At 66.2% G+C, this 13330-nt stretch carries 11 protein-coding genes; 6 read left to right on the top strand and 5 right to left on the bottom strand.

Annotated features, from left to right (window positions below; genetic code table 11):
• Positions 1 to 38 precede the first annotated feature (38 nt).
• From ACH54P_RS14265 to ACH54P_RS14280, 4 genes are all read left to right on the top strand, one after another.
• A complete protein-coding gene (locus ACH54P_RS14265; protein ID WP_489912862.1) occupies positions 39 to 824 on the top strand; it encodes an alpha/beta fold hydrolase in 786 nt (261 codons plus the stop codon).
• Between the two features lie 270 nt (positions 825 to 1094).
• On the top strand, positions 1095 to 2129 hold the full coding sequence (locus ACH54P_RS14270; RefSeq protein WP_489912863.1) for a DUF4331 family protein: 1035 nt from the start codon (positions 1095 to 1097) through the stop codon (positions 2127 to 2129).
• 499 nt (positions 2130 to 2628) lie between these two features.
• Positions 2629 to 4011, top strand: coding sequence for an MFS transporter (locus ACH54P_RS14275; protein ID WP_489912864.1), 1383 nt, complete (start codon positions 2629 to 2631; stop codon positions 4009 to 4011).
• A gap of 258 nt (positions 4012 to 4269) precedes the next feature.
• Positions 4270 to 5247, top strand: coding sequence for an NAD(P)H-dependent flavin oxidoreductase (locus ACH54P_RS14280; RefSeq protein WP_489912865.1), 978 nt, complete (start codon positions 4270 to 4272; stop codon positions 5245 to 5247).
• Positions 5248 to 5327: 80 nt separating this feature from the next.
• Here ACH54P_RS14280 and ACH54P_RS14285 read toward each other — a convergent pair whose 3' ends face one another.
• Positions 5328 to 6422: an amidohydrolase family protein gene (locus tag ACH54P_RS14285; protein ID WP_489912866.1), complete on the bottom strand. Its 1095-nt coding sequence runs from the start codon at positions 6420 to 6422 to the stop codon at positions 5328 to 5330.
• 346 nt (positions 6423 to 6768) lie between these two features.
• Between ACH54P_RS14285 and nicT the strand changes: the two genes are divergently transcribed.
• The gene (nicT, locus tag ACH54P_RS14290; RefSeq protein WP_489916434.1) at positions 6769 to 7806 is read left to right on the top strand and encodes a Nickel transporter NicT; all 1038 of its coding nucleotides are present in this window, start codon (positions 6769 to 6771) and stop codon (positions 7804 to 7806) included.
• A gap of 72 nt (positions 7807 to 7878) precedes the next feature.
• Here the strand turns inward: nicT and ACH54P_RS14295 are convergent, their stop codons facing one another.
• The gene (locus tag ACH54P_RS14295) at positions 7879 to 9402 is read right to left on the bottom strand and encodes an IS1634 family transposase (protein ID WP_489912867.1); all 1524 of its coding nucleotides are present in this window, start codon (positions 9400 to 9402) and stop codon (positions 7879 to 7881) included.
• A 128-nt stretch (positions 9403 to 9530) separates the two neighbouring features.
• Here ACH54P_RS14295 and ACH54P_RS14300 point away from each other — a divergent pair, with 128 nt between their 5' ends.
• Complete coding sequence (locus ACH54P_RS14300; RefSeq protein WP_020641977.1) at positions 9531 to 9887, top strand: DUF8817 family protein; 357 nt, start codon at positions 9531 to 9533, stop codon at positions 9885 to 9887.
• Between the two features lie 3 nt (positions 9888 to 9890).
• Here ACH54P_RS14300 and ACH54P_RS14305 read toward each other — a convergent pair whose 3' ends face one another.
• The 3 genes from ACH54P_RS14305 to ACH54P_RS14315 form a co-directional block, all read right to left on the bottom strand.
• Entirely contained in the window at positions 9891 to 10724 is an 834-nt protein-coding gene (locus ACH54P_RS14305) for an alpha/beta fold hydrolase (protein ID WP_489912868.1), read from the bottom strand.
• Position 10725: 1 nt separating this feature from the next.
• Positions 10726 to 11844, bottom strand: coding sequence for an MBL fold metallo-hydrolase (locus ACH54P_RS14310; protein ID WP_489912869.1), 1119 nt, complete (start codon positions 11842 to 11844; stop codon positions 10726 to 10728).
• 64 nt (positions 11845 to 11908) lie between these two features.
• On the bottom strand, positions 11909 to 13324 hold the full coding sequence (locus ACH54P_RS14315; protein WP_489912870.1) for an NAD(P)-binding protein: 1416 nt from the start codon (positions 13322 to 13324) through the stop codon (positions 11909 to 11911).
• Positions 13325 to 13330: the final 6 nt, after the last annotated feature.

The raw sequence follows: 13330 nt of genomic DNA on the forward strand, positions 1-13330 counted from the left end.
GATGCTTCTGACCAATTCAAGCCACTCGAGGAGTCTCGGTGACACAGCGAACTGAGATGGTTTTCACCGGAACCGCCTCAATAGAGACATTTGTCGATGGCGAGGGCCCGGATGTCGTCGTCTTGCCCTCGTACGGGCGCGATGGAGGCGAAGACTACGACACCTTCACCGCCGCACTGGCCACGGCCGGCTACCGGGTGCTTCGCCCACAGCCCCGAGGCGTCGGCCGTTCCACCGGTCCCATGTCCGACGTCGCCTTTGATGAACTCGGCGACGACATCGCACACGTACTGCACCACTTCTCCAGCAGTCCAGCAGTCGTGCTCGGACACGCGTTCGGCAACCTCGTCGCCCGCAATGTCGCCACGAACTACCCCGAGAAGGTTTCCGCGGTGATCCTGGCTGCCGCCGCCGGACGGACGATCCCGGACGAAGTCATGGCTGCCCCCGTGCGCGCCGGAGACGTGACTCTGCCCGAGCGAGAGCGCCTCGCCGCCCTGGAGCTCGCCTTCTTCGCTCCCGGTCACGACGCTTCGGTCTGGCTGACCGGATGGTATCCCCAGACGCTGCACATGCAGGTCGCCAGCGTGAATGCCGATCACAGGTACCTCGAACGATACCGAGGTGCCGGCAGTGCGCCGATCCTCGAAGTCATCGCCGAATTCGACCCGTTCCATGACAAGAGCGAATGGGACGATATGCACATCGCCTACGGCGACCGCGTGACGTCCACAATCATCCAAAACGCGAGCCATGCCCTGTTTCCCGAGCAACCCGTTGCGGTAGCCGACGCAGTGATCCGCTTTCTCCACACGCTGGACTGAACAAGGGCCGACAATCGCACGCCAAGCGATCACGGACGGATCGGCCAGTCCGCACATATCAGACAACCGGGCGAAGACGTGTCCACCACTGCAGCGAGGCACCCATCCGCGCCGCGCGTATAGCACGTCCCCAGCGCAACATACGATCACTACTGTTGTCCTTGACCACAACTGATGTATCGATCAGACTGGGGCCAACTGCGGTTGGCTCGTGATCCATGCGCCGCACGGCCGCACCCGAATGTCGGTTCTCGCTGGAAGTGAGCTTGCATGTCACACCACCTCGACTCTCCTCTCGCGCGCGAGGACGTCCGTCTCGACATCACGGACCTTTACGTCTTCCGCGGCGAAATCGGCACGGTGTTCGTCATCAACGTGTGCCACTCCGTGGCCGGGGAGATCCCTTCGCCCGGTTATCACCACGAAGGGATGTACGAGTTCAAGATCGACACCGATCGCGACGTCGTCGAGAACCTCACCTACCGGTTCACGTTCGATGAACGCGACGACGAAGGGCGCCAGCATTACACCCTCCGCCGCATTGCCGGCGATGACGCGGTCGATCCCGACGCGCAGGGCGAAGTCCTGCTCGAGGGAGTAACCGGGGAAATGGCGTCGGCCGCCAACGGTGTACGGACGTGGGCCGGGCAGGCCGGAGACCCGTTCTGGATCGAGCCCGATGTGCTGCACGCCGTGGGGCACGCCTTCGAAGACGGGACCACTGTCGACCTCACCGGCTGGGACCCGGCGTCAGCGACCAATTTCTTTGCCGGGCACACCGTCTACTCCATCGTCATGGAGTTGCCCGACCAAGAACTGTTTCCCCACACCGGGGAAGACCAGCACATCGACACCTGGGCGGTGTCGACTCTCGCAACCGATGCCGGCGGATGGCGCTCGATCAACCGGATCGGCCTTCCCATGATCCACCCTCTGTTCACTCAGTACAACGAAGACCTCGGCAACCGACTCAATGCCGGTCACCCTGCCGACGACTTCGCCGTCCACGGCGAGGTCGCCGCGAAGGAAATCGCCGCGGTGGTCGCCGCGTACGGCACCGCGGAAGATCCGCAGGCGTACGCCGACCTCGTGGCGCACCGGTTCTTTCCGAATATGCTGCCCTACCGGATCGGCACCACAGCCCTGTTCGGGTTCGCTGGCTGGAACGGCCGGTCGATGACCGACAACGCCCCTGACGCCATGTTCTCGCTGGCCGCCAACACGCCCATCACGCTCGGCATCGGGAAAGACTCGGTGACGCGCAAACCCGTCGATGTCTTCCCGTACGTGCCGCCACTTTCCTGACCCCAGCCGGAAACCAGTTGCAGGACCCAGCGGCCACGGGTCGACGTCGACTACCGACGACGTTGACCCGCGGCCGCTCAGCTGCGTTAGCTGTCGGCCCAACTTCCGTGCGCCAGGTTCAGCCGATGGCGCGTCTTCGCTGGCCTCGATGAGCCGTCGACCCACGTCGTCCAGGTTCATCGTCTTCATACGGTAGGTGGGCATGCAGACGGACATGCCCACTATCGGCCGGCCCCGCTCGTCTCTGACCACGACGCCGACTCCGCCGTCGTCGATCCGGTACACCCCTTCGTGACACGTATCCGCAGTCCCGAACGTCTTGCACCTGTTGCCGAAGCGCCTCGGCGTCGCTGGAGAGTTCTCGGTGCAGCGCCGCAGAGGAGTCGCCAGGACTCGTCGTTCCGCTATAGGAAACCTAGTATTGCTCATGGCGAAACCTGGTCCTACAGTCCGTGCACCGGTCCGCCGAAGGGCCGACTCGCCGCCAACGGAGGCCGCCATGAGTGACAACGCTCCCGAATCCCGCGCACGCAGACGACAGGTGCGGTCGGCGGGCATCGCGTCCATCACGGGATGGGCGATGGACCTCTACGACCTGTTCATCATCCTCTACGTTGCCCCGACGATCGGGGCGCTGCTTTTCCCGGCCGATCATGCGACCCTGCAGCTGGCCTTCGTCTACGCCTCGTTCGCCGTCACCTTGATCATGCGACCACTCGGCTCGGCCCTGTTCGGCGTCTACGCGGATCGCAACGGCCGCAAGCGATCGATGATCATCGCCATCAGCGGTGCGGGTGTTTCGACCGCCCTGATGGGCGCGGTACCCTCCTACGCCGCGGTCGGCATCGCGGCTCCCATCGCTTTCGTCGTTCTTCGCCTTGTCATGGGCGTGTTCGTCGGCGGGGTCGTTGCCTCCACCCACACACTGGGTACCGAGACGGTCTCACCGCGGCACCGGGGACTCATGTCCGGCCTCGTCGCCGGCGGAGGCGCCGGCGCGGGCGCGGTGGTCGCGTCAGTTGTGTACTTCCTCGTGTCCGGCGCCTTCCCCGGGGCAGCGTTCTCGGCGATCGGGTGGCGGGTCATGTTCTTCACAGGCTTGCTGACGGCGGCGATCAGCCTGTACGTCTACCGGAAGACCGACGAGTCGCCGCTCTGGAAGACCGAGGGCGCACGCGCGGACGACAGCTCGGCAACGCGTTCCTCTCCCCTGTCCACGCTTTTCGCGCGGCCCTGTCGAGCCAACATGTTGCTCAACGTCCTCATCGCCACCGGCGCCGCCGCGATGTACTACCTGACCATCGGGTTCTTCCCGACGTACTTCGGCAAGATCCTCCGACTGGACCAGACGACCGCGGCCGTCGTCCTCATCATCGTCAACGTGGTCACGATCGCCGCCGGCGCGGCCGGCGGCTGGCTGAGCGATCGCATCGGACGTCGCGCGACCTTCTTGTGGTGCGGAATTCCAATGCTGTGCGCTGTTCCGCTGCTGTACCTGGTCATGACGAAGCTGGATCGCACCGCTCCCACCGCCGTGACACTGGTCTCCGGCGTGATGGTCATTTTCGTCGCGACGGCCCAGGCCCCCGTTCTGATCTTCCTCAACGAACGCTTCCCGACCCAGATCCGAGCCACCGGAACGGGTCTCAGCTGGAATGCCGGCTTCGCGATCGGCGGCATGACGCCGACCTTCGTGACACTTCTGAGCCCCCAGGTGAGTGACATCCCGTCTCGCCTGATGTGGCTTTCGGCCGCGGCGGCCGCGCTGTTCGTCGGAGGCGCCCTGATCGCGAAGGAGACTCGTCACATCGGCCTCGGCGAAGGGAAGCCCAGCGCCGCGGGCATGCAGCATCACCCCTATCAAACCGTCCCCAGGAACTGAACCCGCACCCTCCCGGTGACCGAGAGACCGACTCGGTGCCTCTGATCAAGGTCGACCGTGCAGCCCCGGTTCGACTCGGAATCGGTCGAGAAGTTGCTTGGCACGCTCACCCGCTCCGACAGCGGAACGACCCCTTCAAGCCTGGGGTTCGTACCGATCAGCATCACCTAGACCCGCGTTGCTCCATATCCGCGTCCACGCGACGACAGGCAATGCCTGCCACGTTGTCGATCTTGCACCTTCGAGGGATCACGGTAAATGATACGTACACGTTTTTGCGATGCATTCGGTGTGGACCACCCCATTGTTCAAGGTGGCATGCAGTGGGCAGGCCGGGCCGAGTTGGTGTCGGCAGTGGCCAACGCAGGCTGCTTGGGATTCCTCAGCGCACTCACGCAACCCACTCCCGAAGACCTCGAGAAGGAGATCATCCGGTGTCGCGAAATGACAGACAAGCCATTCGGCGTCAACCTCACGATGCTGCCGTCGATCGCACCACCGCCGTACGCGGAGTACCGCGACGTCATCGTGGAGAGCAAGGTGCCTGTCGTCGAGACGGCGGGTAGCAACCCCGCCTCCCACCTACCGGCTTTTCGCGCCGGGTCCGTCAAGGTGCTGCACAAGTGCACGAGCGTACGGCATGCACTGAAGGCACAGGAGCTCGGCGTCGACGGGATTTCGATCGACGGGTTCGAATGTGCTGGACACCCCGGAGAGGACGACATCCCCGGCTTGGTCCTGATTCCGGCCGCGGCGGAAGTGATCAACCTCCCGATGATCGCGTCGGGCGGGTTCGGGGACGCCCGTGGCCTGGTGGCGGCACTCGCCCTGGGAGCCGACGGCATCAGCATGGGTACTCGTTTCCTGGCCACCCAGGAGGCTCCGGTACATCCCAACGTGAAGCAACGCTTGGTGTCGGCCAGCGAGCGGGACACAGAGTTGATCTTCCGGACTTTGCGCAACACGGCGCGGGTCGCCCGCAACTCGATCTCCTCCGAGGTGGTATCGATCCTGGATCGTGGCGGGCGTTTCGACGATGTGCGAGACCTGGTGGCAGGACAGCGTGGCCGCAAGGTGTTCGAGACCGGCGAGCTGGAAGGCGGCACGTGGTCCGCAGGAATGGTGCAGGGACTCATCCACGACGTCCCCACGGTAGCCCGGCTGGTCGACCGCATCGTCACCGAAGGACGGAGCTTGATCGAAAACAAGCTCCGGGGAACTCTCGCCGGCGTCTGACCGGCCCCTCGCCGCACCTGCGACGGCGGGGGCCGATCATGACGACTCGCCCTCTGCTGGTAGCGAATGCGGTCCCGGCTTCAGTCACCCACCGCCTGCGCGAGCCGCGGAAGTTCACGCAGGGCGTTCGTGCGCTCGATCTGGAGCCGGCCTTCGGCGTCGAAGGTCTGGTCGAGCTCCGGTTGCGGGTCACCGGAGCCCGTCAGAGTGAGAGCCGAGAACGGCCAGTCGCTGCCGAACACGACGTGGGATTGCTGACCGGCAGCCAGCACGCTGCTCATGTCGGTCGCCGCCGGACTCAACGCGGTGTCGTAGTAGAAGGTCTTGACCAGTTCGGAGACATCCAAAGCCGAAGGCCGTGGCACACCCGGCGGGAAGAGGTTGGCAGCTCCGGTCTTGACCAAGACGCCGAGCCGGTACGTCAAGAACGGTACTGTTCCGCCGGCGTGCGCCAGCTGGAACCGGATATCGGGGTATCGACGTCGTGTACCGGAATACATCAGCAGGGTGGCCGCCCGCGTGGTGTCGAACGTGAACTCGTACAGGAAGTCCGGCAGGGGAATGTCCGGCTTCGCGTTGGCTGGAACCGCGGCCGGATGCACGAAGACGTACGCCTTGTGTTTGTTCAGGGCCGCCATGAGCGGTTCGAGACGCGGGTCGCCCAGATACACGCCGTCGTAGGCCGACAACAGGACGACGCCGTCGAGTTTGAGCACGTTCAGCGCGTACTCGAGTTCGGCGATCGACGCGGCGACGTCGGGCATCGGCAGGACGGCGAAGCCGCCGAAGCGCGTCGGATGCGTCCTGAACAGGTTCGCCGCGTAGGTATTGCAGTACCGCGCCATGTCGCGCGCTTCCTTGCCGTTCAGGAAGGAGACGCCAGGATCGGAGATCGACAGGGCCTGCGCGGCGATGCCGTAACGGCCCATGAATTCCAGTGCTGCCTCTGGCGACCACTGTGGAGTGGGATAGCCGCCGATCGTCAAGTACCCGTGCGACAAGAGGGCCGCTCGGTACTCAGGAGGCAGGAAATGAGCGTGCATGTCAATGCGGTACGAGCCGGATGGAGCCCCGGAGGCCTGCGCGGCAGTGCCGGCGGCGGTGGTCAGCAAGCCCGCACCGGCAAGTGCGGCGGCGCCGGCGACTGCCCGGCGGCGACTGATCCGATGGTCCATGGTGTTGCCCCTTCGTAGGAAGCGATGCCGACCGGCCGAGGCAGGCCGGCGACGGCGCACGTAACAACTGTTGCTGTAGTGTTCACTCCAGCAACAGTCCTGGAGTGATCCTTACACGAGTGTCGCGGAGGCGCTAGTTATGCCCGACGATCTGCCCCGCCGTGCGGTCCCATCTGCGGCGCGCGAGCCGGACCGCGGCGCTGATCAACCGGTGGCTCGCGGTGACCGGCGCACACCTCCGCCGTCGACCGAGCACAACCCTCACTCGTCCGAGGGCGCCGGCCGACGCGCTTATCCGGTCGACCATGCCGGCACCGCGGTGCTGAGCCTTTCGCGCCGCGAGTGGGTGTCGATCGGCGGGATGGCCGGGTTCATCCTGCTGCTGAACGTCGTGGGCTGGGGCGTCCTGGCGGGCTTCGTCGCGCCGCGGCACTACGCGCTGGGCACGTCCGGCGTGTTCGGCATCGGGCTCGGCGTCACCGCGTTCACGCTCGGCATGCGGCACGCCTTCGACGCCGACCACATCGCCGCGATCGACAACACCACGCGCAAGCTGATGGCCGACGGACGGCGGCCGCTGTCGGTCGGGTTCTGGTTCTCCCTCGGGCACTCGACGGTCGTCTTCGCGCTGTGCCTCCTGCTCTCCCTGGGCGTCCGCGCGCTGGCCGGTCAGGTCGAGGACGGCTCCTCGGCGTTGCACGAAGCCACCGGCCTCATCGGGACGTCGGTGTCCGGGGTGTTCCTGTACGTGATCGCGATCCTGAACCTGGTCGTGCTCGTCGGGATCCTGCGCGTGTTCCGGCGGATGCGCCGCGGCGACTTCGACGAAGCCGCGCTCGAGCGCCAGCTGGACAACCGCGGCGTCCTGAACCGGTTGCTGCGCGGCGCGACGAAGGCCGTCCGCAAGCCGTGGCACATCTACCCGGTCGGGCTGCTGTTCGGGCTGGGCTTCGACACCGCGACCGAAATCGGGCTGCTCGTGCTCGCCGCCGGCGCCGCGACCTTCGCGCTGCCCTGGTACGCGATCCTCGTGCTGCCGATCCTGTTCGCCGCCGGCATGACCCTGTTCGACACCGTGGACGGCTGCTTCATGAACTTCGCCTACGGCTGGGCGTTCGCGAAGCCGGTGCGGAAGATCTTCTACAACATCACGGTGACCGCGCTGTCCGTCGCCGTCGCGCTGCTCATCGGGACCATCGAGCTGGTGACGATCCTCGCCGAGGAGCTGGACATCACGTCCGGGCCGCTGGCCGCGATCGCGTCGGTGAACCTGGACTACGTCGGCTTCGGGATCGTCGGGCTGTTCGTGCTGACGTGGGTCGTCGCGCTGGCGGTGTGGCGGTTCGGGCGGATCGAAGAGAAGTGGTCGGCGAAGCTCGGTTAAACGTCATTACTCGAGGCCCGGCCACGCGGACCGGTTCCGCCGGCAAGCGGCCGCCACCTGACTTGGCTCAAATTAGTGCGCACCGCGGTCGTGGATGCGGGTGAGGGCATCGCGGAGGTTGTCGGGTAGCGGGTCGACGGCGGTGAGGGTGTGCTCGCCGGCCTGGATGTTGATGGTGCGGTAGCGGCGGGTGGTGCGCACGAACTTCTTGATCGACCAGCCGGTGGTCTGCTCGATCCACCTGCTGACGGCCAGGGCGGCGAACACGACCGTCAGGTGCGCGTCGATCGACTCGCGCTTGTGGTGGTAGATCGGCCGCGCACGTAGGTCGTGTTTAGACATTCGGAACGACTTCTCGATGTGGAACAGTCGGTGGTAGGCGTCGATCACGAACTCGGCGGTGACGTCCGGGAGGTTGGTGACGTAGCCTTTGAGGCCGGCAAGGGCGCGTGCCTTGGCTTCCAGGGTCCGGTTGACACTCTTGGTGGCGCCGGTGAGCTGGATGAACCGGTTGCGTTTGACCGCGGTCTTGCCGGCGACGGCCTGCTCGGCCTTGGCGACCTGTTCGTCGATGCCGTGCAGGGTGCGCCGAGCCCGGTCCGCCCGGTACTGGTAGTAGATGATCTGGTCGCGGCGCTGGTCCTTGGGGCCGGCAGGCCAGGGCTGGGTGAAGATGTGCCCGTCGGGGATCTGCTCATCCGGGTGCTCGTGGCGCCACGCCTGGACCACGTACGGCACGTCGGGTATCCGCGCGCCGAGGATGAACGACAACCCCGCGGCCTCGATGGCCTGCTGGTTGGCCGCAGAGATCATGCCAGCGTCGGCCACGACCGTGACATCAGCCAGCTGGTGGGCATCCATGAACGCACGGATGGTCGGCAGCATCGTAGTGGTCTCGCCCCGGTTGCCCTCGAACGCGTTAACCATCAACGGAAACCCGCTTGCGTCGGTGAGCAGCCCGATCGTGATCTGCGGCTCCAGGCGGCGTTCTTTGGAGAACCCGGGCTCACGGAACCCGTCCCCGGCATCGGTCTCGAAGTACAAGGTGGACACATCGTAGAGAACCAGTGACGCCGGCCCCAGATCAGCGGTGCGGGCGCACGCCGCGGCCAACTTCTGCCGCCAGGACTCTTTCGCGAACGCGGGCAGACGCCGCTTGAGGGTCGCGTACGCCGGCGGGTCGAAACCTGCCTCCTCGACCACCCGCAGACTGTCCAGCTTGCTGGTCGGCTCGACGATCCGTGCCAGCACCAGTAATCGGAACACCTCGTCACCACCAGCGGCCTCCTCGAACCCCAACAGCTGGTAGGCGTGGCCGAGCGCGTCCCACAGGTACCCCATCCGCGACGACGTGATCGCAAGCGGCCCACCACCAGCACCACTGCCGGCCTGCAACGCCGCGAAGTCCGGGCCAAAGTCGAGCTCGGGCTGCCCCACAGCCAGACGCTGCCTCGCCACCGCCTTGAGCGCCTCCAACGCCGCATCGTCATGCGCCGAGCCGATGTGCTCGATGTCCCGCGACCCGCGACGCGAGGAGTGTACGATCTGCACCGCCCTGGCCCCCGACGCCGTCTTCACCGTGCGCACATACGCCACGAGAGACAGCCTAGAACCGGCCGCTTAGTGCGCAGATTTTCGCCGTTCACACGACGAAACCGCAGCTCAACAGCCAGCACCCTACCCAAGATCAGCGATCTTGAGCCAAAGTCAGGTAAGGTGACGGAATGGTCATGCGGGTGGCGGTTCCCGTGCTGCCGTGCCGAGATGTGCAGGCAGCGCGGTCGTACTTCACGGACGCGCTCGGATTCGACACCATATTCACCTGGGAGACCCCACCTAGCTACGCGGCCGTGATCCGCGACACCGCCGAGTTCCACCTGTACGCCGAAAGCAGCGTCGGCCCGGCCAGGGTGACAGTTGTCGTCGACGACGTCGATTCCTGCCACGACGAGCTGCGCGCCCGCGGCGCCGACATCGTCGAGCCACTGGCTGACCGGCCCTACGGGATGCGCGACTTCAACGTACGGACACCCGATGGGCACTTGTTGATCTTTAGCCAGCCGCTTACCGAGTACGGGTGACCATCAGCGGACCAGCCGGAAGAATGACCGGACCTCGTCGACGAACAACGTCGGCTGCTCGAACGCCGCGAAGTGGCCGCCCTTGCCGGGCTCGTTCCAGTACCGGATGTTCGGGAACCGGCGCTCCGCCCACCGCCGAGACGGGCGCTGCAGCTCCTTGGGGAAGACCGAACAGCCGGTGGGTACGGTCACCGGCGCGCCGGCCGACCCGGAGATCCATTCGTTGACCTGCCGGAGGCTTTCCCAGTACAGCCGGGCGGATGAGGCACCGGTGCCGGGCAGCCAGTAGAGCATCAGGTTGTCGAGCAGCTCATCCCGGGTAATAACCCGATGCAGGTCGCCACCGGAGTCGGTCCACGACCAGAACTTCTCGACGATCCAGGCGCAGAGGGCGGCCGGCGAGTCGACCAGCCCGTAGCCGACCGTCTGCGGCCGGGTCGACTGCTGCGCCGAGTATCCGGAGCCCCATTCGTCCGCCTCCCGCAGTGTCGCGAGCGCCGCCCGCTCGGCACCGGTGAGGTCGTCCAACGTGGCCGGATCGGGCGGTGCGAGCGGCGGCATGAGATGGATGCCGGCGACCCGATCGGGTTGCCGTTGACCGATGCTCGTGGCGATGCTGGTGCCCCAGTCGCTGCCCTGGGCGCCGAACCCCCGGTAGCCGAGCCGGGCCATCAGCTCGCACCACGCGTCGGATATCCGCTCGATCCCCCACCCCGGCGCGGCCGGCTTGTCGCTGAAGCCGTAACCGGGAAGCGATGGGCAGACCCCTAGAACCGGCCGCTTAGTGCGCAGATTTTCGCCGTTCACACGACGAAACCGCAGCTCAACAGCCAGCACCCTACCCAAGATCAGCGATCTTGAGCCAAGTCAGGTTACTCGAGGCCCGGCCACGCGGACCGGTTCCGCCGGCAAGCGGCCGCCACCAGCGCTCGACCGGCAAGCGCCCCGCGACATCGATGCACTCGCCGGGGCGCGGGACCGCGATCGGAAGTCCAGTAGCTTTGGCTTCGCGCCAGACGCGGTCAGCGGGCTCGCTCCACGGGTGCATGGCCATCTGAAAGGTCGCCCAGTGTACGGGGAACAGCAGCTTCGCTTTGACATCAAGAGCCGCCACGACGCCTTCTTCCGGAGTCATGTGGACGTCCGGCCAGTGCGACGAGTAGGCGCCGACCTGGACAAGTGCGACGTCGAACGGGCCGTGCACGTCACCGATCGTGGCGAAACCGTCGAAGTAGCCGGAGTCGCCGGTGTAGAACACGCGGTGGGCCCGTCCGAGGAGAACCCACGATGCCCACAGCGTATGGTCGTGGGTGACACCACGGCCGGAGAAGTGCTGAGCCGGCGTTGCGACGAACCGGGTACCGGCGACTTCGGCCTCCTCATGCCAGTCGAGTTCGATGATTCGGCCGGCCGGCACACCCCAGCTTTCCAAGTGGGCACCGACGCCCAGTGGCACCAGGAACGGCGCCTCCTGCGTCACCGCCAGCTCACGGATGGTGGCGAGGTCGAGGTGGTCATAGTGGTCATGAGAAATCACCACCGCATCGATCCGGCCGAGCCGGGCCAGGGGCACCGGCGGCTGGTGCAGGCGCCGGTGGCCCGTTCGCGGAATCGGCGAAGGCCGACCGCTCCACACCGGATCCAGCAGCACGCGAGCGCCGTCGATCTCGACCAACGTGGAGGCATGGCCGTACCAGGTCAAGGACAACCCGTCGGTCCGGATCGAGCCGGCCGACGCGACGAGAGGCACCACACCACCGGGCTGGCGTAGTCCCCGGTTCCGGTCGAGGAACATTTCCCGGAAGATCGACGCCAGCGAGCGAGCGGACATCGGGATCCGCGGAACCGGGCTCCGGAAGCGCTCGCCGTCGAACTGCGGGGATCGTCGGATTCGCTCGGCGCGCGGACCGGCCGGTCTGGCCCCGAACTGGGCGATCAGGTCCCGGACCGCCACCATCGGCTGTTCATCTCCTCTGCGTCCCTCAGCGATACGCGACAGGCAACCCCCGCCGAACGCTGGTTCAACATCGCGCGGCGGCCAGCTCCGCGCCGCTCAACAGCTCGGCCAGCCGAGCCCTCTCGGCCTGAGCGATGTGAAGGATCAGGTCCCGCTGCTGTGGGTCGAAGAAATTACTGGCGCGGTGGAACAGCCGCGAGTTCTCACACCAACCCCGCAATCCGGCATCGTCCATCCACCGAAGCAGAACGTCCACCGTGCCGATCCGGAACCGCAGCCAATCCAGGTCGGAAGTGGGGTGCGGAACGGGCGTACACAGCTCGTTCATGACATCGAGGTCGCTGTACGCGGCTTCCACGTGCGCCGTCAACGCGGCACTCGCCACCTGCTGGCACGGAATCACCGCCTGCAGAGTGATCCGGCCGGAGTCGAACACGGGCACCGCCGGCCGCTTCTCGAGCCCGTCCGCGGTACAGTCGATGTACAGCGCATCCGGCGGCGCCGCGACCGTCGTGCGGTCGAACTCGATGCCGCCGACGCCGAGACGCCTTACCCGGCCGTGCCGCACGACATCGGTGATCCTGCGGAGCTGGTCGAGTTCAGCATGAGTCACCGTGGCGCACCGGAAGGCGGCTGGTTTCACTTCGCGTGATACCCGCATCAGGATGCCGCTCGCCTCCAGGTGCTCGAACAGCTCGTCGATGGTCTGGGCAGTCAGCACGGCTTCCGCGCGGGCCCTCGAGGCCAGTTGCGCCGAGGCAACAAATTCCGGGCCAGGTTGCAAGTGTGCGCGGTCGAGCAGCCATGCATCCCGGGGCATGATCCACGTGATACCGGCCGGGTCGACGCCGTGACGCAGCAGCCACAGACACGCGTCGATGCCTGTCTTGCCGGCACCCACAACGATGTGGCGGGACGGACGGACCGACTGCTCGGGCAGCTTGTTGGGCGTGATGAGCCGGACCCCCGGATCGACTGCGTACGCCGGCTGGACCATCGCCGGAACAGTGACGTTCATGTAGGTGGCGTCCACGGTCTTCCGGCGCACTCGCACCTCGGCGGTAGCACCGGTGACCAAAGAGTGGAAACGCTGGCGGTCGCCGCGGGCGGGGTCCGGACCGTCGTAGGAGCACATGGGGAAGTAGGAGACTCGTCCCGTCGGCAGCAGCGTCCTGGTCATCACCTGCTCGAAGTAGGCCAGGATCTCGCTCGACGACGCCAGTTCGTGCAAGCCGGCGTTCCAGCCCCGGGTGTCCACAGCGGCGGTCCCGAGTTCGCGAGAGTTGACACCGTAGAAGGCCGATGGCTGGTGGAGCCGGACATAGGGATAGGCAACGGTCCAGTGTCCGCCCGGCTGGGCGTACCGGTCGACTATCGCCACTGTCGCGTCGGTTTCGGCGACGAGCGTGTCGGCGAAGGCCATCCCCATCGCTCCGGCACCGATGATCAGGTAGTCGACCTCGAGGTCTGTCGGTTGCACTCGTCT

This window comes from Amycolatopsis sp. N2S4-7, assembly GCF_058119595.1.